This window comes from Bradyrhizobium sp. ISRA430 (genome assembly GCF_029909975.1).
In the GTDB taxonomy this organism is placed as follows: Bacteria; Pseudomonadota; Alphaproteobacteria; order Rhizobiales; family Xanthobacteraceae; genus Bradyrhizobium.
The window spans coordinates 902,911-926,946 of record NZ_CP094516.1 but is presented as its reverse complement, the minus strand read 5'-3'; the positions used below and the strand labels follow the sequence as shown (position 1 = coordinate 926,946).

Annotated in this window: 20 protein-coding genes and 1 pseudogene; 13 read left to right on the top strand and 8 right to left on the bottom strand. The window is 65.4% G+C overall.

The genetic code is table 11. From position 1 onward, the window contains the following. Positions 1-4 precede the first annotated feature (4 nt). From MTX21_RS04805 to MTX21_RS04795, 3 genes are read left to right on the top strand one after another with little or no spacing between them, the layout of a single operon-like run. Positions 5-1,096 carry an ABC transporter ATP-binding protein gene (locus MTX21_RS04805; RefSeq protein WP_280970763.1) on the top strand — a complete coding sequence of 364 codons (1,092 nt, stop codon included), beginning with the start codon at positions 5-7 and terminating at the stop codon, positions 1,094-1,096. Next, positions 1,080-2,342: a CoA transferase gene (locus MTX21_RS04800; RefSeq protein ID WP_280970762.1), complete on the top strand. Its 1,263-nt coding sequence runs from the start codon at positions 1,080-1,082 to the stop codon at positions 2,340-2,342. The genes MTX21_RS04805 and MTX21_RS04800 overlap by 17 nt, the downstream gene beginning before the upstream one ends. Next, a complete protein-coding gene (locus MTX21_RS04795) occupies positions 2,339-3,244 on the top strand; it encodes a CoA ester lyase (protein ID WP_280970761.1) in 906 nt (301 codons plus the stop codon). Before MTX21_RS04800 ends, MTX21_RS04795 begins: the two co-directional genes overlap by 4 nt. A gap of 19 nt (positions 3,245-3,263) precedes the next feature. On the opposite strand, the gene MTX21_RS04790 is transcribed toward MTX21_RS04795, so the two are convergent. The 3 genes from MTX21_RS04790 to MTX21_RS04780 all read right to left on the bottom strand — a co-directional run bounded on the left by MTX21_RS04790 (position 3,264) and on the right by MTX21_RS04780 (position 5,769). Further along, the gene (locus MTX21_RS04790; protein WP_280970760.1) at positions 3,264-4,472 is read right to left on the bottom strand and encodes an MFS transporter; all 1,209 of its coding nucleotides are present in this window, start codon (positions 4,470-4,472) and stop codon (positions 3,264-3,266) included. Further along, positions 4,472-5,320 (bottom strand): 3-deoxy-8-phosphooctulonate synthase, encoded by an 849-nt coding sequence (gene kdsA, locus MTX21_RS04785; RefSeq protein ID WP_280970759.1) that lies wholly within the window; start codon positions 5,318-5,320, stop codon positions 4,472-4,474. Before kdsA ends, MTX21_RS04790 begins: the two co-directional genes overlap by 1 nt. A gap of 122 nt (positions 5,321-5,442) precedes the next feature. Then, positions 5,443-5,769 carry an NIPSNAP family protein gene (locus MTX21_RS04780; RefSeq protein WP_280970758.1) on the bottom strand — a complete coding sequence of 109 codons (327 nt, stop codon included), beginning with the start codon at positions 5,767-5,769 and terminating at the stop codon, positions 5,443-5,445. 197 nt (positions 5,770-5,966) lie between these two features. On the opposite strand from MTX21_RS04780, the gene MTX21_RS04775 reads away from it, so the two are divergent. The 3 genes from MTX21_RS04775 to MTX21_RS04765 all read left to right on the top strand — a co-directional run bounded on the left by MTX21_RS04775 (position 5,967) and on the right by MTX21_RS04765 (position 8,781). Next, the gene (locus MTX21_RS04775; protein ID WP_280970757.1) at positions 5,967-6,641 is read left to right on the top strand and encodes a response regulator transcription factor; all 675 of its coding nucleotides are present in this window, start codon (positions 5,967-5,969) and stop codon (positions 6,639-6,641) included. Next, entirely contained in the window at positions 6,638-8,014 is a 1,377-nt protein-coding gene (locus tag MTX21_RS04770; RefSeq protein ID WP_280970756.1) for a HAMP domain-containing sensor histidine kinase, read from the top strand. Before MTX21_RS04775 ends, MTX21_RS04770 begins: the two co-directional genes overlap by 4 nt. 107 nt (positions 8,015-8,121) lie before the next feature. After that, a complete protein-coding gene (locus tag MTX21_RS04765; protein WP_280970755.1) occupies positions 8,122-8,781 on the top strand; it encodes an rRNA adenine N-6-methyltransferase family protein in 660 nt (219 codons plus the stop codon). Here the strand turns inward: MTX21_RS04765 and MTX21_RS04760 are convergent. From MTX21_RS04760 to tpiA, 3 genes are all read right to left on the bottom strand, one after another. Then, the gene (locus MTX21_RS04760) at positions 8,748-10,379 is read right to left on the bottom strand and encodes a CTP synthase (RefSeq protein ID WP_280970754.1); all 1,632 of its coding nucleotides are present in this window, start codon (positions 10,377-10,379) and stop codon (positions 8,748-8,750) included. The genes MTX21_RS04765 and MTX21_RS04760 overlap by 34 nt on opposite strands. A gap of 166 nt (positions 10,380-10,545) precedes the next feature. Beyond that, a complete protein-coding gene (gene secG / locus MTX21_RS04755; protein ID WP_280970753.1) occupies positions 10,546-10,932 on the bottom strand; it encodes a preprotein translocase subunit SecG in 387 nt (128 codons plus the stop codon). Between the two features lie 150 nt (positions 10,933-11,082). Next, positions 11,083-11,838: a triose-phosphate isomerase gene (gene tpiA / locus MTX21_RS04750; RefSeq protein ID WP_280970752.1), complete on the bottom strand. Its 756-nt coding sequence runs from the start codon at positions 11,836-11,838 to the stop codon at positions 11,083-11,085. A gap of 212 nt (positions 11,839-12,050) precedes the next feature. Between tpiA and MTX21_RS04745 the strand changes: the two genes are divergently transcribed. The 4 genes from MTX21_RS04745 to moaC are packed head-to-tail and all read left to right on the top strand — an operon-like array spanning position 12,051 to position 16,316. Next, the gene (locus tag MTX21_RS04745; RefSeq protein WP_280970751.1) at positions 12,051-13,949 is read left to right on the top strand and encodes a SurA N-terminal domain-containing protein; all 1,899 of its coding nucleotides are present in this window, start codon (positions 12,051-12,053) and stop codon (positions 13,947-13,949) included. A 16-nt stretch (positions 13,950-13,965) separates the two neighbouring features. Then, entirely contained in the window at positions 13,966-14,979 is a 1,014-nt protein-coding gene (gene trpD, locus MTX21_RS04740) for an anthranilate phosphoribosyltransferase (RefSeq protein WP_280970750.1), read from the top strand. 7 nt (positions 14,980-14,986) lie between these two features. Continuing rightward, entirely contained in the window at positions 14,987-15,811 is an 825-nt protein-coding gene (gene trpC, locus MTX21_RS04735) for an indole-3-glycerol phosphate synthase TrpC (protein WP_280970749.1), read from the top strand. A 1-nt stretch (position 15,812) separates the two neighbouring features. Further along, the gene (moaC, locus tag MTX21_RS04730; RefSeq protein WP_280970748.1) at positions 15,813-16,316 is read left to right on the top strand and encodes a cyclic pyranopterin monophosphate synthase MoaC; all 504 of its coding nucleotides are present in this window, start codon (positions 15,813-15,815) and stop codon (positions 16,314-16,316) included. A gap of 14 nt (positions 16,317-16,330) precedes the next feature. Here moaC and MTX21_RS04725 read toward each other — a convergent pair whose 3' ends face one another. Next, complete coding sequence (locus MTX21_RS04725) at positions 16,331-16,924, bottom strand: CGNR zinc finger domain-containing protein (RefSeq protein WP_280970747.1); 594 nt, start codon at positions 16,922-16,924, stop codon at positions 16,331-16,333. A gap of 136 nt (positions 16,925-17,060) precedes the next feature. Here MTX21_RS04725 and MTX21_RS04720 point away from each other — a divergent pair, with 136 nt between their 5' ends. The 3 genes and pseudogenes from MTX21_RS04720 to MTX21_RS04710 all read left to right on the top strand — a co-directional run bounded on the left by MTX21_RS04720 (position 17,061) and on the right by MTX21_RS04710 (position 22,664). Further along, positions 17,061-18,476 (top strand): amidase, encoded by a 1,416-nt coding sequence (locus MTX21_RS04720; RefSeq protein ID WP_280970746.1) that lies wholly within the window; start codon positions 17,061-17,063, stop codon positions 18,474-18,476. Further along, the gene (locus MTX21_RS04715) at positions 18,473-19,729 is read left to right on the top strand and encodes an MFS transporter (protein WP_280970745.1); all 1,257 of its coding nucleotides are present in this window, start codon (positions 18,473-18,475) and stop codon (positions 19,727-19,729) included. Before MTX21_RS04720 ends, MTX21_RS04715 begins: the two co-directional genes overlap by 4 nt. A gap of 218 nt (positions 19,730-19,947) precedes the next feature. Beyond that, a pseudogene (locus MTX21_RS04710) lies at positions 19,948-22,664 on the top strand (EAL domain-containing protein). Here MTX21_RS04710 and MTX21_RS04705 read toward each other — a convergent pair. Next, positions 22,661-23,998, bottom strand: a complete 1,338-nt coding sequence (locus tag MTX21_RS04705) for a S41 family peptidase (protein WP_280970744.1) — start codon at positions 23,996-23,998, stop codon at positions 22,661-22,663. The pseudogene MTX21_RS04710 and the gene MTX21_RS04705 sit on opposite strands and share 4 nt — an antisense overlap. Positions 23,999-24,036 lie beyond the last annotated feature (38 nt).

Below are 24,036 nucleotides of genomic sequence, written 5' to 3'. Positions count from 1 at the left end.
GTTGTTGATCGAGAACCTGCATAAGCGGTTCGGACCGGTCAAAGCGATCGACGACGTCAACATCCACGTTGCGGATGGTGAGTTCATCACGCTGCTGGGTCCGTCCGGGTGTGGCAAGTCAACGACGCTCGGCGCCATTGCCGGACTGGATCAGCCGACGAGCGGACGTATCCGCGTCGGCAACAAGACCTATTTCGACGGCGAAAAGGGCATCTTTCTGCCGCCAGAAGCCCGCCATTGCGGACTCGTGTTCCAGAGCTACGCATTGTGGCCGCACATGACGGTCTACGACAACGTCGTGTTTCCGCTCAAGCTGCGGAAAGTGTCGACCGCCGATTGCAAGCGCCGCGTCGAGGAGAGTCTCACTCTCGTCGAGATGGAGCGCTTTCAGGATCGCTATCCGCATCAACTCTCGGGCGGACAGCAGCAACGTGTCGCGCTCGCGCGAACACTGGTTTACCAACCCGAAATCCTCTTGCTCGACGAACCCTTGTCGAATCTCGACGCCAAGCTGCGCGACCGTGCCCGGGCCTGGCTCGCTGAACTGCGCACGCGTCTCGGCTTGACGACAATCTACGTGACGCACGACCAGGTCGAAGCACTGGCCTTGTCCGACCGCATCGTGGTCATGAATGGCGGCCGGATCAATCAGATCGGCTCGCCTCAGGAGATCTACACCCGGCCCGCAGACAGTTTCGTGGCCGACTTCATCGGAACGACAAATTTTCTGAACGGCGACGTCGTCGGGGCACCCGATGGCGATGGACAGACGCTGGTCAGTCTCGCCGACGGTCAGCGCGTCCTGATCAAGTCCGACAAACGTCCATCATTGGGCGACAAGGTCACGTTTGCCTATCGCCCCGAGCAGATGCGCCTGGCAGCGGCCCATGACCAGGCGATCGGAGGTTCGATCATCGAAGCGGACGTGGTCAGCCATTCCTACGTTGGCGGTCGTTGGCAGATCGGATTGAGCGTCGGCGGAAATCAGATCCGCATCGAAACCCAGGATGCAACGACTGACCGCCAGTTGCGCCTGTGGCTGCCTGTAACCGGCGGCATCCTGTTTACAGAACGGAACCATGGCAAATCCCACTGACGCCACCTCTCCCGAAGGCGGACTGCATCGGGCTGACTATACACCCGGTGTCCGCGGCCCACTGACAGGGCTCCGCGTCATCGATCTTTCGAGGCTGGTTGCGGGTAATCTGCTCACCCAACATCTCGCCGACTTCGGCGCCGACGTCATCAAGGTCGAGCCGCGCGAAGGCGATACCCTGCGCGGTTGGCGCACAAAGGGCGTCGAAACGAACTGGAAGATACATTCGCGCAACAAGCGCAGCATTTGCCTCGAATTTCGTCACGATGATGCGGTGCCGTTGATCCGCAAGCTCATTCCCGGCGCCGCGATGCTGATCGAGAGCTTCCGTCCAGGTACGCTCGAGCAGATGGGGCTTTCTCCCGAAGAACTGCTGCGGCTCGAGCCCAAGCTCGTGATCGTTCGAATATCGGGATGGGGGCAGACCGGCCCCTATCATCGCCGGCCCGGCTTCGGGACGCTGGTGGAAGGCTTTTCCGGCTTCGCCGAGATGAACGGATTCCCTGATCGCGAGCCGGTATTGCCACCGATGTATCTGGCCGACGCATTGTCCGGTCTCACCGGAGCGTTCGCAGCCATGGCCGCGTTACGGGAGGTCGAAATCAACGGTGGAAAAGGACAGGTAATCGATCTGCCGCTGCTCGACCCGATCGTCAACTCGCTGGGGCCCCAGGCGGCAAATTATCGTTTGACCGGCGTGGTCAAACCGCGCAGCGGGAGCCGCTCGAGCGGCTCGGTACCGCGCAATGTCTACCGTACACTCGATGGCGGTTGGGTTTGCCTGTCGGCTTCCACGCAAGGCATGGCCATGCGGGTGCTGCGTTCGATCGGCCGCCCCGAACTTTGCGATGATCCGCGGTTCAAGACCAACGAACAGAGGCTCGTCCATGTTGCCGAATTGGACAAGATTATCGGCGATTTCATTGCGACGCGGACGGTCGAAGACAACGTGGCCTTCTTCGAAGCGGCCGAGGTCACGATCGGTCCGGTCAACGATACCGTCCGATTGATGAACGACCGCCACGTGCAGGCCCGCGGACTGCTGGCCGATTATCCTGACGACGATATGGGAACGTTCCCGATGCACGCCGTCCCGGTGCGCCTGTCCGAGACGCCCGGAAGCATCCGGACGCCAGCGCCCCGCCTTGGTGAGCACAGCCGCACCATTCTGGCCGAATCCGGCCTTAGCCCTGAAGATATCGATGCCGCTCTCGCCTCGGGCGTCGTGAAGGAAACCAGAAAATGACAATTCAGCGAAAATTCCCCGTCTGGCGATCTGCGCTGTTCGTACCCGCAAACGTAGAGCGGTTCGTCGTCAAAGCCGTCGAGCGCGGCGCGGACGCACTGATCATCGATCTCGAGGATAGCGTGCCGCTTGCCGAAAAAGCGACCGCCCGCGCGCTGATACCGGGCATCGTTCAGCGCTTTCGCGACACCGGGAATTCGGACGTCATGGTGCGGATCAACCAGCCGCTCGAATTGGCGGTGCCCGATCTGGAGGCGGCCGTCATCCCGGGCGTGGACGCGATCAAGATCACCAAGGTCGAAGGCGCCGAGCATCTGCGCCTGCTCGACGAGATGGTGACAAGATTGGAGATCGATCGCGGATTGCCACCCGGCAAGATCTGGTTTGTTGGCCTGATCGAGGCGCCCGGCCCGCTCGCCAGAGCCCATGACATCGCACGATCGATCCCGCGGCTGGCGGGCATTTCATTGGGTGCCGAAGACTATGCGACCGCCATCGGCGCGAAACCGACGGAGGAGACCTTGTTGATGCCGAAGCAACAGGTGGTGCAAGCGGCGCGAGCCGCCGGCATCATGCCGCTCGGCACCATCGGCTCGGTGGCGGATTTCTCCGATCTGGACGGGTATACCAGGATCGTGAGGCGGTCGGCGGATTTTGGCTTTGTGGGCTCTGCCTGCATTCACCCATCACTGGTGCCGATCCTCAACGCGGGTTTCAGCCCATCACCACAGGATGTGGCTGACGCCGAACGCGTCGTTGCCCTCAACAAGCAAGCGGCTGCCGAGGGGCGCGCATCCTTCGCCATCGATGGCAAGATGATCGATATCCCTATCGTTCAGCGGGCAGAAGCGCTGCTCGAGCGCGCGCAAGCGATCGCCGCACGCGCGCATCGGCCTCGTTGATTGTGTCGGCCTCAGCGCATCAGGCGCGCGCGTCAGACGGTGCGCGCGGCCTGAGCAACTGCGCGCAGACGAGGCCCAGCACCACCATGATCATGGCGCTCGCGACCAGGGTCGACATCTTGCCGGCATGTTGCAGGCCAAGGCCGTAGGCGAGCGGGCCGACCGTCTGCCCCATGAAGAAGAAGAACGAGTGCAGCGAGAGCGCGGTCGCGCGCGCCTCCACCGAGAGCTCGCTGGCAAAGACCTGGAGGCAGCCATGGGCCATATAGAAGCCCCAGCCCATGACGATGAGATTGAGGGTCTGGACTTCCCAGCGCGGGCCGAAGGCGACGGCGACGAGTTGCGAGGCCACCAGCGTCATGCCGGCGATCATCATGCCCTTGACGCCGAGCCGCGGCAGCAGGCGCGACACCGTCAGCGTGTAGAACAGACCGCCGACCGCGAAGCCCGCGATGACGATGCCGGCGATGGATAGCGAGGTCTGCCCGAGATCGAACAGGAACGAGGCGATGTAGGGAAACAGGCCGAGCACGCAGCAGCCCTCGACGAACACGGCCGAGTAACACACATAGGCGTTCGGATTGGTGAAGATGGTGCGATAGCCGGCTTTCAGGGCCGACAGGCTCGTCTTCGGCGGATGCTTGATCTTCGCGCCGTGAAAGCCTGCGCCGACCGCGATCGAGGCGACGATCACCAGCGCGCCGAGCACCGCCAGCACGCCGCGCCAGCCGAGGAAGTCGCCGATCAGGCCCGAGGCTGAGGCGCCGAGTAGATTGCCGGTCATGGCGCCGGCCAGCGTGCGGCTGATTGCAACCTGACGCTTCTCCGGGCCGACAAGATCGCTGGTCAGGCTCAGCGCGATCGGAAACACGCCGCCTGAGCCGATGCCGGCAAGGATGCGAGTGGCGAACAGCAGCGAGAACGAGGTCGAGAGCGCGCCGAGGATGTTGGCGAGGCCGAGCAGCGCAAGGCAGCCGATCATCAGCCGCGTCTTGCCGAAAAGATCGGCGGCAGCACCGATCAGCGGCTGGATGATCGAGAAAGTGAAGGCAAAGACCGCCGAAAAGCCCGCAGCGGTGGCGATGCTGACGCTGAAATCCTCGGCGATGTGCGGCAGCACCGGATCGAGGGCGCGCGCCGACAGCGCCGCGGCGAAGCTCGCACCGGAAATGACATAGAGCGCGGCCGGCAAGCCGTGGTCGTACGGCCGCACTTCGCGTTGCGACATCAGCTCTGATTCTTTGCGAGCGCGTCGAATGCCATCAGCGTGCGGATCAGGCCTTCGAACTCCCGCAGCGGCACCATGTTGGGCCCGTCCGACGGCGCATGGTCGGGATCGGGATGAGTCTCGATGAATACGCCGGCGACGCCGACGGCCACCGCTGCGCGCGCCAGCACAGGCACGAACTCGCGTTCGCCGCCCGATGAGGTCCCCTTCCCGCCCGGCTGCTGCACCGAATGGGTGGCATCGAAGATCACGGGCGCACCGGTGGTACGCGCCAGGATCGGCAGCGCGCGCATGTCGGACACGAGTGTGTTGTAGCCGAACGAAGCGCCGCGCTCGGTGACGAGCACGTTGGGATTGTTCGCGCTCGTGATCTTGGTCACGACATTGGCCATGTCCCACGGCGCCAGGAACTGGCCCTTCTTGACGTTGACGACCTTGCCGGTCGCAGCCGCGGCGAGGAGGAGATCGGTCTGCCGGCACAGGAAGGCCGGGATCTGCAAGATGTCCACCGCTTGCGCCACCTCGGAGCATTGCGCGGCCTCGTGCACGTCGGTCAGCACGGGCAGACCAACTGAGGAGCGGATCTCCGCGAAGATCGGCAACGACTGGGCGAGCCCGAGGCCGCGGGCCGCAGACGCGCTGGTGCGGTTGGCCTTGTCGAAGGAGGTCTTGTAGACGAGGCCGACTTTCAGCCGCGCGGCGATCTCCTTCAGCGCGGACGCCACCTCCAGCGCATGCTGGCGGCTTTCGAGCTGGCACGGCCCGGCAATGATCGAGATCGGCAGATCATTGCCGAATTTGACCGTGCCAATGGTGACGACCGGCGCTGCTGACGGTGAAGAGCTCAAGGCCAATTTCCCTCGTTTCGGCGCGACCATAGCGGCGATGAGGGTCGGATCAACCCTCTTCGGCCCCTAGCCGTTCGAATATCAGGGTTGCGCCCGGGCTGCGCGCGCCGGCAGGCCGGAGATCATTTCACCACCGAGAAGGCGGTCGGCGTCAGGAGCTGGCTGACGATGTTGGCGACGATCTGCCCGTCCGCTTCCGATTTCGCCCGCGCGTCGAGCCAGTCGGGATCGGTCATGAACGCGCCCCACTTCTTCTCACGCTCGGCAAGCGACTCCCAGGCCAGGAAATAGGTCAATTCTTGATTGGATTCGCCGATCATCGTGGTGAAGAAACCGGCCTGGCGGATGCCGTGCCTCTCCCACAGCTTCAGCGTGACCGTCTCGAATCGCTTGAGCAGTGCCGGCAGACGGCCGGGCACGCAGCGATACTGACGCATTTCGTAGATCATCCTGGTTCCTCCCTGATCAAGTCCGGCGGTTATAGCGGCCGGCCATGAAGCTGTCTTGAGCCCCGCCCGGCTCCCCCGGTGGCATTCCGCGCATGGCTGGCAGCCTTTCGCGGCCACCCGGTCGCAGCCGGTTCCCGCAATGCTGCCGCAATGATACGGCGGCTAGAACAGCTCGGTTGAGGTTGAGGTGCCGGATCATGCGGATTTTGCTCGTCGAGGATGAGGCGGAGATGGCCGGTGCGCTGGCCTCGGCGCTGACGCGCTATGACATGGTAGTGGACCACGCGCCGACGCTGGCCGAAGCGGAAGAGGCGATTTCCGCCGCCGTCCACGCCGCCGTCCTGCTCGACCGCCAGCTTCCCGATGGCGATGGCCTTACCCTGATCCCGAAGCTGAGGGCGCGCGCCGACGGCGTCCCGATCATCGTCCTGACCGCCCGCGGCGAGCTCGCCGACCGCGTCGCCGGGCTCGACAGCGGCGCGGACGACTATCTGGCCAAGCCTTTCGCGGTCGAGGAATTGCTGGCGCGCCTGCGCGCGGTGTTGCGGCGGCCCGCAGGCCTCACGCCCGACATCATCCGAGCGGGCCGCCTCGCCTTCGATGTCGGCCACCGCGAGGCCAGCATCGACGGCTGCCCGTTCGAGCTGCCGCGACGCGAGCTCCTGGTGCTCGAAGCCCTGGTCCGCCGCATGGGCCGGACCGTCCTGCGCTCGGCGCTGGAGGAAGCCGTCTACAATTTCGACGACGAGATCCAGTCCAACGCGCTGGACACTCATGTGTCGCGGCTGCGCCGCAAGCTTGCCGAGGCGGATGCGGGTGTCGAGATCCACGGCATCCGCGGCGTCGGCTATCTCCTGAAGAAACTGCCGTGAGCAAGCAGGCCGATCCATATTGCCTGCGCTCGCGGCTGAGCTGGCGCCTACTCTCGCTCCAGGCCGCACTGCTCCTTGCGCTGGTAGCCGTCATCATCCTGGCGCTGTGCGCATCGGGCTTCGTGCTCGCCGAGCGCGACGAAGATCGGGTGATCGACGTGGTGCAGCATGCGCTCGCACGCGATGCGCAGGGCGGCCTGATACTACGGTCGACGGCGGAGCTGAAGCAATTGCGCGCAGAGACGCCCGACCTCTGGTTCCTGGTCCGGGACCGACAGGGCCGTTCGCTCAGCGAAGGCTCCGTGCCGGCCGAGTTCGCCGCCATCGGCGGCGCGCTCGACCAGATCAGCCAGGCGCGGCTGGGATGGCAGCTTTTCGAGGACGATCCGCGCAAAGCGCCGGCACGGCTGAAGCGCGTCGACACGGATGCCGGCAACGTGCAGGTCATCACGGCGACGCAAGGCAGGCTCACAGGCGCCAAGGCCGTGTTCATGACCTCGCTCATGTTCCTCGGCATCGCCCTGCCCGGCCTGCTACTGATGGGAACGGCGACATTCATCGCGACCCCGATGATCGTGCAGCGCGCCTTCAAAGGGCTGGACATGACGGCGGACCAGGCGCGCCGGATCGACATCCATCAGCGCGGCGCGCGGCTGTCGGTGGACCGCATCCCGCTCGAGGTCGTGCCGCTCGTGACTGCGGTCAATGATGCGCTGGCGCGGCTCGATGAAGGCTATGCCCGCCACAAGCGGTTCGTCGCGGACGCCGCGCATGAGCTGCGCACGCCGATCGCAATCCTGAACACGCGGTTGGAGTCGCTTCCATCGGGACCGGAGAAAACCCGCCTGATCGAGGATGCCGCCCGGCTCGCAACGCTCGCCGAGCAACTGCTCGACATCCAGCGGCTCGACCGCTGCGGACATCCCTTCACACGCGTCGACCTCGTCGCTGTCGCTCAGGGCGTCGCGGCCGAGCTTGCGCCGCTGGCGATCGCTGCTGGCTACGAACTGGCCCTCGACGCGCCCGAGACGCGGATCGAGACGCTCGGCGATGCCGCAGCACTGGAGCGCGCGCTGACCAATCTCGTGCAAAATGCGATCCAGCACGGGCCTCGCCGCGGCACGATCGGCATCCGCGTCAGCAAGCCCGCATGCATCGAAGTCACCGACGAGGGCGCCGGCATTCCGCCCGATCAGCGCGAGATGATCTTCGAGCCCTTCTATCGGCTCACCCCGCTTGATCACGGCGCCGGCCTCGGCCTCAACATGGTTCGCGAGATCATGCTGCTGCATCGCGGCCACGTCTCGGTGCTGGACGGCGCTAATGGCGGCGCTCGCTTCAAAATTACGCTGCCACCGATTGGCGACAATTGATTTTAGTCCGCATTCCGCGCCCGCAATGCTGTCGCAATGCACTCCCGCGACATTGCAAGCGGCCTCACCTCTCATTGCGAGGCGCGAATCAAAACGCCGGAGTGCGCATGCCCAACGATCTTCTCTCGTTCTTTCTTGCCTGGATGTCGGCGCCGCGTCGGGTCGGCGCGATCGCCCCGTCAGGCGCGGCGCTTGCCGATCTCATCACGCGCGAGATCACCGCGGCGACCGGCCCGATCCTCGAGCTCGGCCCCGGCACCGGCGCCTTCACCTATAAGCTCTTGAAGCGCGGCGTCCGTCAGGAAGACCTCACGCTCATCGAATACGGCTCCGACTTCATGAAGCTCCTGCAAATGCGTTTTCCCGGCGCACGCGTCCTGTGGATGGATGCAGCACGGCTCACCGCGCACCGTCTCTATGACGGCGCCCCCGTCGGCGCCGTCGTCAGCGGCTTACCGCTGCTCAACATGTCGACGCGCAAAGTCGTCTCGATCATCGGCGGGGCATTCACCTACATCCGCCCAGGCGGCGCGTTCTACCAGTTCACGTATGGGATGAGCTGCCCGGTGCCACGACCCGTGCTCGACCGGCTGGGCTTACGGGCCAAGCTGGTGGATCGCGCGATGCTCAACGTGCCCCCTGCCGCCGTTTACAGGCTCACGCGGCGGCCGCAGATGAAGGTCATCACCGGATTGCTTGCGCCCGAATCCTCAGCGCCGGTCAAGCCGAATCGTCAGACCAGCCGCGACTGCACCACCGCCGCCTGAATGAACGACGCAAACAGCGGGTGCGGCTCGAAGGGCCGCGACTTCAGCTCGGGGTGGAATTGCACGCCGATGAACCAGGGATGGTCCTCGTACTCGACGATCTCCGGCAGCACGCCGTCCGGCGAGAGGCCCGAAAATTTCAGGCCGTGCTGCTCGAGGCGGTCCTTGTAGGCCGTGTTGACCTCGTAGCGGTGGCGGTGGCGCTCGGAAATCTCGGTCGCGCCGCCATAGACTTGGGAGACGCGGCTCCCACGGTTGAGCGCCGCGGGATACGCGCCAAGCCGCATCGTACCGCCGAGGTCGCCGGCCTGGGAGCGCTTCTCGAGCTCGTTGCCACGCAACCATTCCGTCATCAGGCCGACCAGCGGCTCCTTGGTCGGGCCGAACTCGGTGGAATTGGCCTCCTCGATGCCGACGAGATTTCGTGCGGCTTCGATCACCGCCATCTGCATGCCGAAGCAGATGCCGAAATACGGCACGTCGCGCTCGCGCGCGAACTGCGCCGCGCGGATCTTGCCCTCCGCGCCGCGCTGGCCGAAGCCGCCGGGCACCAGGATGCCGTTGACGTGCTCGAGGAACGGCGCGGGATCTTCCTTCTCGAAAATCTCACTCTCGATCCAGTCGAGATTGACCTTCACCTTGTTGGCGATGCCGCCGTGCGAGAGCGCCTCGATCAGCGACTTATAGGCATCCTTCATCCCGGTATATTTGCCGACGATCGCGATGGTGACGTTACCCTCGGGATTGCGGATGCGCTCGTTGATCTGCTGCCAGCTCTGCAGAGCCGGCGGAATCCGCGAGCCGATGCCGAAGGCGGCGAGCACCTCGTCGTCGAGGCCTGCGGCGTGATAGGCCTCGGGCACGGCATAGATGTTGTCGACGTCGCGCGCCTCGATCACGGCGCTTTCGCGTACGTTGCAGAACAGCCCGAGCTTGCGCCGCTCCTCCTTCGGTATCTCGCGATCGGTGCGGCAGAGCAGGATGTCCGGCTGGATGCCGATCGAGCGCAGCTCCTTCACCGAATGCTGCGTCGGCTTGGTCTTCAGTTCGCCGGCGCTCGGGATGTAGGGGAGCAGCGTGAGATGAATGTAGACGGCATGATCGCGCGGCAGCTCGTTCTTGAGCTGGCGGATCGCCTCGAAGAACGGCAGGCCCTCGATGTCGCCGACGGTGCCGCCGATCTCAACCAGCACGAAATCGTAGTCGTCATTGCCGTCGAGGACGAACTCCTTGATGGCATTGGTGACGTGCGGGACCACTTGGATCGTCGCGCCGAGATAATCGCCGCGCCGCTCCTTGGTGATGATGTCCTGATAGATCCGGCCTGTCGTGATGTTGTCGGCTTTTGTTGCGGGACGGCCGGTGAAGCGTTCGTAGTGACCGAGATCGAGATCGGTCTCCGCGCCGTCATCGGTCACGAACACTTCGCCGTGCTGATACGGCGACATCGTTCCGGGATCGAGGTTGAGATAGGGGTCGAGCTTGCGGAGGCGGACCTTGTACCCGCGGGACTGCAGGAGGGCACCGAGTGCCGCTGAAGCCAGACCCTTTCCGAGCGAAGAAACCACGCCGCCGGTGATGAATATGTACCGCGCCATGGGACTTAACCTTTAATCCCCCGAATTCGATTCGCCAAAGCGATTCGTCTTCCGCCCCAAAGATTCTGCGGGCCTGTGGGTGAGCCAAAACTAAGAGCGGTGACAGAGCCTTGATGGGGCTTGTTGATGCAGGACGGTAGCCGCCGCCCTGCATGGCCCCCCTGCTTTATTGCGACCGCGGAACCTGCGGCCCAGCAGGCGCTTGGTTCTGCTGCTGCTCGTCAGCCTTCTTCAACGAATCCAGGATGCCGCCCGAGGTCGGTGGCGCGACCGGCGCGCCTCCGGCCGGCTGCGTCTGCGACGCCGGCTGGCCGATGATCGACGACGGCTTGCGGTCGTAGCCTGCATACCAGGACAGGAACAGGCTGGTGAGGAAGAAGCCGGCGGCGAGGATCGCGGTCGTGCGCGACAAAAGGTTCGCGGTGCCGCGGCTCGACATGAAGCCCGCGCCTCCTCCCATGCCGAGGCCGCCGCCTTCCGACTTCTGAAGCAGGACGGCGCCGATCATCACGGCGACGATCATGAGGTGGATGACGATGACAACAGTGTGCATTGTACCCTTCCGTCACAAGCCGACAGCGCCGAGATCGGCGGCCCATCGCGCTTCGCGGGTTTTCCTGAAGTTGCGCGGTGTTACACGATCGGAACGGCCATTGCCACCCCCGATCGGGCAGTACTTTGACCCGCCGCGCTTCGCCTTTAGCTAGGGGCAGCCCTTGGCAATCGCAAGGAAATCGGCGGCCTTCAGGCTGGCGCCACCGATCAGCGCGCCGTTGACGTTGCTGACCGCCATCAGTTCGGCTGCGTTCGAGGGCTTGACCGAACCGCCATAGAGGATGCGCATCCTGGCGCCATCGGCCTTGAACCGGGAGGTCAGGAGTTCCCGGATAAAGCCATGAATCTGCTCGACATCCTTGGCCGTGGGGGTCAGGCCGGTGCCGATCGCCCAGACCGGCTCGTAGGCCACCACCAGATTGGCGGCAGTCGACCCATCCGGCAGCGAGCCGTTGAGCTGACCGCGCAGGATGTCCAGCGTCTGGCCGGCGTCGCGCTGGCCTTGGGTTTCGCCGATGCAGACAATCGCGATTACCCCGGCGCGCCAAGCCGCTTCCGCCTTCTGCTTCACGAGAAGGTCGCTCTCGCCATGGTCCGCGCGGCGCTCGGAATGGCCGACGATAATGGCAGTCGCCCCCGCATCAGCCAGCATTTCCGCGGCGATGTCGCCGGTATGGGCGCCGGAGGCCTTGGGATGGCAATCCTGCGCTCCCACGGCCACCGCCTTCCCGCGCGCCTTCTCCGCAAAAGCCGCGACCAGGGTCGCCGGCGGACAGACCAACAGGTCGGCCTTCGCGGTCACGTCTGCCGCACCGTTGAGCATGGCGTCGAATTCGGCAGTCGAGGCCTTTAGGCCATTCATTTTCCAGTTGCCGGCGATCAGAGGTCGGATGGCATCGGTCATGTCGGATTCCAGCGAAATTGGGTTTGCAATGCGCTAGCAGAGCGAGCGTCTCAGTTCCAGAGACCGCGATCCGTTAACACAGCTTAAGGCCGCGGCAGGTTGCGGGGGAAAAGCCGCCACTTTATGATGCCATATCAATTCGGTGACGCCCTTTCGCGGAATCTGCTTTAAGGCGCGCTCCGGTTCCCTTCCTGCCAAACAAGTTGGACCCAATGCTTCGAGGAATGCGCAAGGCCTCATCAAACTGGCTCGGCAAGACCATTATGGCCGTGGTGATGGGCGTGTTGATCATCAGTTTTGGCATTTGGGGCATCGCCGACATCTTCCGCGGCTTCGGGCAGTCTACGGTAGCCAAGGTGGGCAGCACCGAGATTTCGCTGAACGAATTCCGCCAGATCTACACCGATCGCCTGCAGCAGATCGGCCGCCAGTTCGGCCGTCCGTTGACCCCTGACCAGGCCCGCGCTTTCGGGCTCGACCGTCAGGTGCTGCAGCAGACGATTGCGGAGGCCGCGCTGGACGAAGAGGCGCGGCGGCTCGGGCTCGGCCAGTCCGACGAGCAGATCCGCCAGTTCATCATGAACGACCCGAACTTCAAGGGCGTCGGCGGCAATTTCGATCCCCAGCGCTTCCAGGCCGTGATCCGCAATTTCGGCTACACCGAGCAGCGCTACGTCGCCGAGCAGCGCAAGGTCTCGCAGCGCCGTCAGATCACCGGCACGATCGGCGCCGGGCTCGAGCCGCCGAAGGCGCTGATCGACGCTCTCACGCGTTTCCAGAATGAGCAGCGCACGATCGAATTCGTCAGGCTCGACGCCGCACAGGCCGGCACCATCGATGCGCCCTCGCCTGAGACGCTGGCGGCTTATTTCGAGGACCACAAGGTCCAGTTCCGCGCGCCCGAATACCGCAAGATCGCCTTTGTGGTGATCTCGCCGGAAGAAATCGGCAAGTGGAGCGAGGTCTCCGACGACGACGCGAAGAAGCTGTTCGAGCAACGCAAGGATCGCCTCGGCACGCCGGAGAAGCGGCAGATCCACCAGATCGTGTTTCCGAACGCCGCCGAAGCGCAGGCCGCGCGTGAGCGCCTGACTGGCGGGATGTCCTTCGAAGACCTCGCCAAGGAGCGCGGGCTGAGCGCCGCCGATGTCGATCTCGGGCTCGTGACCAAGTCGGCGCTCAATCCCACGGTTGCGGACGCCGCCTTCGCGCTGCCCGTGGGCGAGATCAGCCAGCCGATCCAGGGGCCCCTCGGCACCGCGATCGTCAAGGTCGACAAGATCGAGCCGGGCGTTGAGGCCAACTACGCCAGCGTCGCGGCCGACCTCAAGCGGGAGATCGCGACCGAGCGCGCACGCGTCAAGGTCGCGGACCTCCGCGACAAGATGGAGGATGAGCGCGGCGGCGGCGCCAGCGTGGTCGATGCGGCGCAGAAGCTCGGGCTCACCGCCGTGACCATCGACGCGGTCGACCGCTCCGGCCGTGCGCCGAACGGCCAGCCCGTCGCCAACATCCCGCAGGGCCTCGACGTGGTATCTCAGGCCTTCAACAGCGACGTCGGCGTCGACAACGATCCGATCTCGTTCCAGGGCGGCTACGTCTGGTACGACGTGCTCGCCGTCACGCCCTCGCGCGACCGCAATCTCGACGAGGTCCGCGACCAGGTCGAGGCGCGCTGGCGCCAGGACCAGATCGCCACCAAGCTGAAGGCCAAGGCGACCGAGATGGTGAAAAAACTCGAACAGGGCGGCAAGCTCGCCGACGAGGCCGGCGCGATCGGCGCCAAGGTCGAGACCGCAACGGGCTTCAAGCGCGACGACTCGCCGGCCGGCGTGCCCTCGGTCGTCGTCACCGCCGCCTTTCGCACCGCCAAGGATGGCGTTGCACAAGCGCCTGTGAGTGGCGGCAGCGACGTGATCGTCTTCCGCGTGACCGACATCGTCGACCCGAAGGTCGACTTCGCCTCCGACGCCGTGAAGAAGCTGAAGGAGACGATCGACCGCGCGCTGACCGAGGAGCAGGTCGCCTCCTACGTCAACAAGCTTGAAACCAACATCGGAACCAGCATCAATCAGGCCGCCTTCGCGCAGGTGACGGGCGCGAACCAGTAATCAGTGAAAGCACGCGATGGACGACCTGAAATCGATCATTGGAAAAGTGGCGACCGGCGCCAGCCTGTCGCGTGACGAGGCGGCTGCCGCCTTCGACGCCGTGATGTCCGGCGAGGCCACCCCCTCGCAGATGGGCGGCCTCCTGATGGCGCTGCGCGTGCGCGGCGAGACCGTGGACGAGATCACCGGCGCGGTCGCGGCGATGCGCTCCAAGATGCTCAAGGTCACGGCGCCCGGCGACGCCGTCGACATCGTCGGCACGGGTGGCGACGGCTCGGGCTCGGTCAACGTCTCGACCTGCGCCTCCTTCATCGTCTCTGGCGCGGGCGTGCCGGTGGCCAAGCACGGCAACCGCGCGCTGTCGTCGCGCTCTGGGGCCGCCGACGTGCTCGCCTCGCTCGGTGTGAAGATCGACCTCAAACCCGACGAGGTCGGGCGCTGCGTACGCGAATGCGGCATCGGCTTTATGTTCGCCCCTGCCCATCATCCCGCCATGAAGAACGTCGGTCCGACCCGGGTCGAGCTCGCGACCCGCACGATCTTCAATCTGCTCGGACCGCTGTCCAATCCGGCCGGCGTGAAGCGGCAGATGGTCGGCGTGTTTTCGCGGCAATGGGTGCAGCCGCTGGCGCAGGTGCTGCGGAATCTCGGCTCCGAATCCGTCTGGGTCGTGCACGGCTCCGACGGCCTCGACGAGATCACCCTCACCGGCCCGACTTTCGTCTCCGCGCTCGAGAACGGCGAGATCAGGAATTTCGAGGTGACGCCGGAGGAAGCCGGCCTGTCACGCTGTGCGGCCGGCGCGCTGAGGGGCGGTGACGCCGATGCCAATGCGGCGGCGCTGCAAAGCGTGCTGGACGGCAAGCCGAGCCCCTACCGCGACGTCGCGCTGATAAATGCGGCGGCCGCACTGGTCGTGGCCGGACGCGCCAAGGACCTCAGGGAAGGCGTCGCGATCGGCGCCACGTCGCTCGACAGCGGCGCAGCGAACGCGCGGCTGAAACATCTGATCGCCGTCTCCAACGACTGAACCTGGCATGTCGGACATCCTGACCAAGATCGAGGCGTACAAGCGCGAGGAGATCACCGCTGCCAAGCGCGCGCAGCCGTTGTCGGCCCTCGAGGCGAAGGCCAAGGCGCAAACCGCGCCGCGCGGCTTTGTACGTGCGATCAAGGCCAAGCATGCCAATGGCGATTACGCGCTGATCGCCGAGGTCAAGAAGGCGTCGCCCTCGAAGGGACTGATCCGTGCCGATTTCGATCCGCCGCGGCTTGCCAAGGCCTACGAGGCGGGCGGCGCCGCATGTCTGTCGGTGCTGACGGATGCGCCCTCGTTCCAGGGACATCTCGACTTCATGGTGGCCGCACGCGCGGCGACGTCGCTGCCGGTACTGCGCAAGGATTTCATGTTCGACACCTATCAGGTGGCTGAGGCGCGCGCACACGGTGCCGACTGCATCCTGGTTATCATGGCGGCGCTCGACGATGCGGCCGCCTGGGATCTCGAGGACGCGGCGCTTGCCTATGGCATGGACGTGCTGATCGAGATCCACGACCGCGCCGAGCTCGACCGGGCGCTAAAACTTCGCTCGCCGATGATCGGCGTCAACAACCGCAACCTGCGCACCTTCGAGACGACGCTCGCGACCAGCGAGGCCCTGGCGCCGCTGATTCCGCAGGAGCGGCTGATGGTCGGCGAGAGCGGCATCTTCACGCCGGCCGACCTTACCCGGCTCGAGCGCGTCGGCATGTCGACCTTCCTAGTCGGCGAGAGCCTGATGCGGCAGGCGGATGTGACCGCCGCCACGCGTGCGCTGCTCACGCGCGGCGTTGATGCGGCGCGCACGACGGGCACGCGTTGAGATGGCGCCCGCCAAGACGGACACGAAGGCCAAGCCAGCCCTCACCCATATCGGCGCCTCGGGCGAGGCGCGGATGGTGGACGTCTCGGATAAGCCCGCGACCGAGCGGGTCGCGGTAGCAGAGGGGTGCGTCGTCATGAGCAAGGCGACGCTCGACCTGATCCGTTCCGGCAATGCCAAGAAGGGCGACGTGCTCGGCACCGCACGCATCGCCGGCATCATGGCGGCGAAGCGCACCTCGGAATTGATCCCGCTCTGCCATCCGCTGGCGTTGTCCAAGGTCACGGTCGACATCGAGCCCGATGCCAAACTACCGGGCTGCCTCGTTCGCGCCACCGTGAAGGTGACCGGCCCGACCGGTGTCGAGATGGAGGCGCTCACAGCGGTGTCGGTCGCCTGCCTCACCATCTACGACATGATCAAGGCGGTGGAGCGCGGCGTGCGCATCGAGCGCATCCATCTCATCGAGAAGATGGGCGGCAAGTCCGGCCACTACCGCGCCTGATCGCCCGATCTGGTCTATTTCGCCTCGCGCTGCCGCTCGCGATAGGCGCGCGTCTTCATCCGGTTGCCGCACAGCGTCGACATGCACCACCGCCGCGTCGATGGTTTCGACCGATCGAAGAATACCCGACGGCATTCCTCCGACGCGCACATCTTCAGCCGGTCAAGCGTTCCCACAAGCGTTGCGTCATGAAGCTCGATCGCAATTGCTGACAGGCCGGCCAGCGCATCCTCGCGCGCCGCCGATAATACTGCGCCGCGCCCGGCGCGAGCCTCGACCCGCAGCGGAAACGGCGCGAGCGCGTCATCGAGCGCGCCGAGAATGTCCCGGTTCCGGCGCCGCTCGGCCGGATCGCACTGCAGATAGGCGCGCAAGGCGGTGCGCAGCCGCAGCGCGGCCTCGAACATCGCCGGCGTAATGCGTCCGCCCTCAGTGCCGAGGCCGCGTTCCCGCATCCAGTCTGCGAGTTGCTTCGGCCCGGCGAGCCCGTCGCTCTGCGGATGCTCCACGCCGAAATGCGTGAAATGGCGGACATCGAGCGTGTTGGCGAAATCATAGACGTTCGCCAGCGCGTCGGGAACCTTGAACTTGCGCGACTCTTTCGACATCGGAACACCAGAAATTGGAACACCAGTAAAACATATTTACTGGTTGACGGCAACCAAACACCTGTATCTTAATTATACTGGTGTTGATCTTTCGGAAATCGAGCGTCATTGCGATAGAAAATGGAGAACGCGAGCCGTGGCCGACGCCCTGCACTATCTCGAACTCACCGAGCTCGCTGCACGCCTCAAGACGCGCGAGATCTCCGCGCTGGAGCTGACGCGTGCGCAACTCGACCGTATCGACGCCCTCGACCGTGAACTCGGCAGCTACGTTCACGTGATGGCGGAAACGGCAATCACTGATGCGAAAGCCGCCGACGCCGAAATCGCGCATGGCCGCTATCGGGGTCCGCTGCATGGCGTGCCGATTGCGCTCAAGGATCTGTTCTGGACCAAAGGCATTCCGACGGCGGCCGGCACCACGCTTCATCGCGATTTTCGTCCCAATGAAGACGCGACCGTCGTGCAACGGCTGAAGGACGCAGGCGCCGTGGTGCTCGGCAAGGTGCAGCTCAGCGAGGGTGCCTATTCCGATCACCATCCGTCGGTGACGCCGCCGAAGAATCCGTGGAATCCGGCTTACTGGCCGGGCATCTCATCCAGCGGCCCAGCGGTCGCGACGGCCGCCGGACTTTGCTTCGGCTCGCTCGGCTCCGACACCGGCGGCTCGATCCGCTGGCCGTCCGCCGCCAACGGCCTGACCGGGCTGAAGCCAAGCTGGGGTCGCGTCAGCCGCCACGGTACGTTCGAGCTGGCCGCGACGCTCGACCATGTCGGGCCGATCGGCCGCAGCGCTGCCGATGTCGGCGCACTGCTCGGCGCCATCGCCGGACACGACCCGAACGATCCGACGTCGCTGCTCGATCCGGTGCCCGACTATCTGACCGCGGCCACACAGGACGTGCGGGGCTTACGGATCGGCGTCGACGCCGTCTGGAACAACGACGACGTGGACGTCGCGACACAACGCGTGCTGGCAGACGCCATCGATGCCTTCCGCGCGCTTGGCGCTGACATCGTCGATGTCAGATTTCCCGACGTCACGCAGGCGATCGCCGACTGGATGCCGAATTGTGCGGTCGAAGCTGCGGTCGCGCACGAGGCGACCTATCCTGCCCGCAGGGATGAGTATGGTCCGATCCTCGCCTCGGTGATCGAGGCCGGTCGCGCGCTCTCTGCTCTCGATTATCAGAAGATCCTACTGCGGCGGCTGGCGCTGCGCGGCCGGGTGGCTGCGCTGTTCGAGACCATCGACCTGCTGCTGATCCCGGTGCACCCGTTCCCGCCTGTGACGCTGGCCATGATCCGGACGCTCGGCGAGCAGCCGGATCTGATCGCGAAGCTGCAGCGCTACACCTGCCCGTTCGACATGACCGGTCATCCCACGATCACGCTACCGGGTGGCGCATCGGCGGACGGACTGCCGACCGCGTTCCAGCTCGTTGCCGCCCATCTCGGCGAGGCCATGCTCGTGCGCGCCGGCGCTGCGTTCCAGCGCGCCACGTCCTGGCATCGTCGCCATCCTTCCCTCACCTCGCGGAGGCAACAATGACCATTCAATCCACGCTCCCTCAGCGGAGCATTTTCCATGGCTGGTTTGTCGTCGCCGCGGCATTCGCCGTGATGTTCGTCGGCTTCGGCTCTGCCTATACGTTCAGCGCGTTCCTGGAGCCGCTGCAGCGCGATTTCGGCGCCTCGCGCGGTTCGATCTCGCTGGTGTTTTCGATCGCGGGCTTCCTCTACTTCGCGCTCGGCCTCGTCAGCGGTCCCCTCGCCGACCGGTTCGGCTCACGGCCGCTCGCCGTCGCCGGCATGATCCTGCTCGCGGCCGGCCTCGCGGCCGCGAGCGCTGCGCGCTCGCTTGTCGAGGTCTATCTCGCCTACGGCCTTGGTGTCGGCGTCGGGATGGGCTGCGCCTTTGTTCCGGCGCTCGGCGCGGTGCAACGCTGGTTCGTCAGGCGCCGCGGCTTTGCCTCGGGGCTCGCGGTCAGCGGCATCGGGCTCGGCACGCTGGCGATGCCGCCGCTCGCCTCCCTGCTCATCGCATCGGTGGGCTGGCGCGGTGCCTATCTGGCGCTGGGTGCGATTGCACTGGTGGTGGGTGGCGCGCTGTCGCTGCTGATCGAGAATGACCCGAAGGACCGTGGCCTCGGTCCCGACGGCGATCCGCCCCGCGAGGCCTCGGGCGCAACCCACGCCGGCGGCGCTTCGGTGCGCGAGGCCGTCCGGTCGATCCGGTTCGTCGGCCTCTATGTGTCGTGCCTGGTCTGCTCCTTTGGCGCATTCGTCCCGTTCGTCCATCTCGTGCCCTATGCGCGCGACCACGGGGTCGCGGCGTCCTCCGCCGTGCTGCTGCTCGGGATGATCGGGGCCGGCAGCACCGCAGGCCGGTTCTTTCTTGGCGCCATCGCCGACCGGATGGGCCGCGACCGCTCGCTGATCATGGTACTGATCGGCATGGCGCTCGCCATGGCGATCTGGGCCTTTGCGAGCGATGTCTGGAGCCTCGCCGCCTTCGCCTTCGTCTATGGCGTGTTCTACGGCGGCTGGGTTGCAGTCCTGCCGACGGTGGTGATGGACTATTTTGGCGGACGCAACGTCAGCGGCATCATCGGCATTCTCTACACCAGCGTTGCGTTCGGCACGCTGGTCGGCCCGAGCGCCGCAGGCTTCGTCTACGACGTCAGTCACAGCTACACGCTGCCTATCCTGCTCAGCGCCGGCGCGAACGTCGTCGCGGCGCTGATCGTAGTGGCGATACTGGAGCGCAGCGGAACGTACGCGATCAGCGCAGCGAAGCGCTGATCGATCCGAACTTGGTGTTGAGCTTGGAGCCCGTATTCAATCGCGGCCGCACCGGATTCATCGATCCGGTGGTTCTCACATCGCTTGCATTTGCACGTGCCGATTCACCCGGCATTAACCGCGCTTCCTAACGTCGCCTCCATACCGTTCCCGTAAACCAACGGATGTCTCCGGGCTCAAGCACTGATCCTGGCGTGTGCACGACAGCGATCGAGATCATGACGAGATACCGCAGCCGCCTCCTCGACCAGGTATTCGTCCGCAGCGGACCGATCCGCTGGCTGGTGGTGGGCGGCGCACTCCTGATCGCGGCCATTGCCATCGGCGCGACACTGATGGCACAGAACTTCCGCGAGCGCGCGCTGCGCAACAGCGGCCGCGAGCTGGAAAACACCGCTCTGTTGCTCGCCCATCATTTCGATCAGCAGTTGCAGGATTTCGCGGTCATCCAGAAGGACTTCATCGACCACGTGCGCCTGACCGGCATCGCGAGCGCGGAGGACTATCGCAAGCGCCTCTCCGGCCAGGACATCCACCGGATGCTACGCTCGAAGATCGAGGCACTGCCCTATATGGGCGGCATCAACATCATCGATGCCGACGGCAATGTGATCAATTCGTCGACGGCGTGGCCGGCTCCAAAGGTCAACGTCGCCGACCGCGCCTATTTCCGGACCTTCAGGTATGATCCCCAATCGCCGGACGTCTGATCGAGCCGTTGCACAGCCGTATCTCCGGCGCCTGGACCATCCTGATCGTCCGCGGGATTGTAGGGCCGAACGGCGAGTTCATGGGAGTCATCGGACGCGGCATCGAGCCCGCCAATTTCGAGAAGTTCTTCGAGACCGTGGTCCTCGGCGAAGGCGCCACGATATCGATGCTGCATCGTGACGGCACGCTGCTCGCCCGCTATCCCCATTCGAGCGAAATGATGGGCAGGAATTTCAAAGCCGGTCCGTTCGAGCAGCAGAGGATCTTCGGGCTCGATCACTTCGCCGGGCGCATCATCAGTCCGGTCGACGGCGATGACCGGCTGATCTCCGCGCGCGCCCTGCCCCACTTCCCGATCCTGATGATGGCCACCACCACGCGCGCGGCGGCATTGACCGACTGGCGCGAGCAGATCGGCATCCTGATCTCGGTCGCAGCCGCCTCCGCGCTCGCCATCGCAGGCGTGCTGATCGCGATCGTGCGCAAGCTCCTGGAACAGCACCGCCTTTCGCGCGGGCGGCTGACGCTGGAGAAGCAGCGCCTCGACCGCGCCGTGAACAACATGAGCCAGGGCCTCCTGCTGTTCGACGCGTCGCAGCGCCTCGTGGTCTGCAACGAGCGCTACATCGAAATGTACGGATTGTCGGCCGAGGTCGTGAAGCCCGGCTGCAGTTTCCACGACATCATCGCGCACCGCAAGGCTACGGGCTCGTTCACCGGCGATGTCGACAAATATATCGCGCGGGTGCTGCGCGACATCCACCTGCGCAATTCCATGGTCATCGATACCTCCGACGGCCGCTCGATCCAGATCCTCAACGAGCCGCTTGCGGATGGCGGCTGGGTGGCGACGCACGAGGATATCACCGAGCGGCGGCGCATCGAGGAGCGCATCACGCACCTCGCCCATTACGACGCGCTGACCGACCTGCCCAAGCGCGCTATGTTCCACGAGCACCTGCGCGCGGCGCTGTCCGGCCTCGTCGACGGCGAAGAGATCGCGGTGCACTACATCGATATCGACGAGTTCAAGGGCGTCAACGACGCGCTGGGCCATCTCGTCGGCGACGAGCTTCTGAAGTCGGTCGCGACCAGCCTCGACCGCTGCGCCGGGCCTGGCGATTTCGTGGCGCGCCTCGGCGGCGACGAGTTCGCCATCGTGCAGAGCGCGGTGACGTCGGTGGACCAGGTCAACGATCTCGTCGCGAGGGTCTTCGCCGCGATCCGCACGCCGTTCGACTGCATGGGCCACCATCTCACCACCGACGCCAGCATCGGCATTGCGCAGGCGCCGCGGCACGGGACGGCGCTGGACCAGATCCTGAAGAACGCGGACATGGCGATGTACGCCGCCAAAGCTGCGGGCCGGCGTACCCATCGCTTCTTCGAACCGGAGATGGACGCATGCGTGCGCGAACGGCGGCAGCTCGAGATCGATCTGCGCCACGCCATCGCCCATGGCGGCCTCGAGGTCTACTACCAGCCCTGCCTCAGCCTGAAGGACGACCGCATCACCGGCTGCGAGGCCCTGGTGCGTTGGCGCCATCCCGAACGAGGCATGGTCTCACCGGCCGAGTTCATCCCGATCGCGGAGGATACCGGCCTGATCAACGAGATCGGTGAATGGGTGCTGGCGACCGCCTGCCGCGACGCGGCGAGCTGGCCCGACGACATCCGTCTCGCCGTCAACGTCTCGCCGGTACAGTTCAAGAGCGGCACGCTGGCGCTGAAGATCATGGCGGCGCTCGCCGCGTCCAACCTGCCCGCGAGCCGGCTCGAGCTCGAGATCACAGAGGCCGTGCTGATCCGCGACGACGAGACCGCGCTTGCGATCCTGCACCAGCTCCGCGCGATCGGCGTGCGCATCGCGCTCGACGATTTCGGCACCGGCTACTCGTCGCTGAGCTACTTGCACCGCTTCCCGTTCGACAAGATCAAGATCGACCGCTGCTTCGTCAACGACATCGCCGGTCCCGACGGCTCGTCCAGCATCGTGCAGGCCGTCGTCAACCTCGCCAGCGCCCGCCGCATGACCACCACGGCCGAGGGCGTCGAGACCGAGGAGCAGCAGCGCCTGTTGCGCACGCTCGGCTGCTCCGAGATGCAGGGCTATCTGTTCAGCGCCGCGAAATCGGCCGACAAGGTCCTGGAGCTATTCGCGCTGCACCGCAGCCGGCTCGCGCGGCGCGGCGGCCATCAGGGCCGCCGCCGCGAGGCGAGCTAGTTCGGCACCGCCGCCTTCGGCGCGGGCTTCGCAGCCGCCGCATTCACCGTAACGCCGTGCAGGAAGTCGTAGGCCGCATGCAGGGCCTTGTCGTCCTTCTCTTCCGGCGGAACGTAGGACTGCGAACCGGTCTGCTCGGAGCCGCCGACGGCGGAGAGATGGCCGCGCATCGAGGCTTCACCCATGGTGTCGACGCGGCCCTTCAGCTCCGCCGGCACGTCCTGGAGGATCTCGATGTCGGGAGCGATGCCCTGGGCCTGGATCGAACGGCCCGACGGCGTGTAGTAGCGCGCCGTGGTCAGCGCCAGCGCGCCATTACCGGAGCCGAGCGGAATGATCGTCTGCACCGAGCCCTTGCCGAACGAGCGCGTGCCGATCAGCGTCGCGCGCTTGTGGTCGTGCAGCGCGCCGGCCACGATCTCGGAGGCCGAGGCGGAGCCACCATTGATCAGGACGATCAGCGGCTTGCCCTTGGTGAGATCGCCGCCATGCGCGGTGAAGCGCTGGGTCTCTTCCGGATTCCGGCCGCGGGTCGACACCACCTCGCCACGCTGCAGGAACGCGCTCGACACCGAGACGGCCTGGTCGAGCAATCCGCCCGGATTGTTACGCAGGTCCATCACGTAGCCGGCGAGCTTCTCCTGCGGGACCTCCTTGGAGATCGAGGCAATCGCCTTCTTGAGGCCGTCGGTGGTCTGCTCGTTGAAGGAGGTGACGCGGATATAGCCGATGTCGCCGTTCTCCACATGGAATCGCACCGGGCGCACATGGATGATCTCGCGCGTGATGGCGATGTCGAGCGGAGCATCTGCGCCCTTGCGCACGATGGTCAGCTTGGTCTTGGTGTCGACCGGCCCCTTCATCTTGTTGACGGCCTGCTCGAGCGTCATGCCCTGCACGGCCTCGCCATCGATCTTGCTGATCAGGTCGCCGGACAGGATGCCGGCCTTGGAGGCCGGCGTGTCGTCGATCGGAGAGACGACCTTGACCAGGCCGTCCTCCATGGTGACTTCGATGCCGAGGCCGCCGAACTCGCCGGAGGTGGTCTCCTGCATCTCGGTCCAGGACTTGTCGTTCATGTAGCGCGAATGCGGATCGAGCGAGGTCACCATCCCCGTGATCGCGCCCTCGATCAGCTTGGCGTTGTCGGGCTTCTCGACATAGGTCGCCTTTACACGCTCGAAGACCTCGCCGAACAGGTTAAGCTGGGAATAGGCGTCGTCCACGCTCGCCGCCGCCCTCGCCGCCCAGTGTCCGCCCTGCGGACCGGTCATCAGAAGGGTCAGACACGCGCCGGTGAGCGCGCCGAGGGGAAACAGCAGGGTTTTCCGCATGGATTGATTGGCCTTTTTCGCTGGCGGTTGGCAGGCGC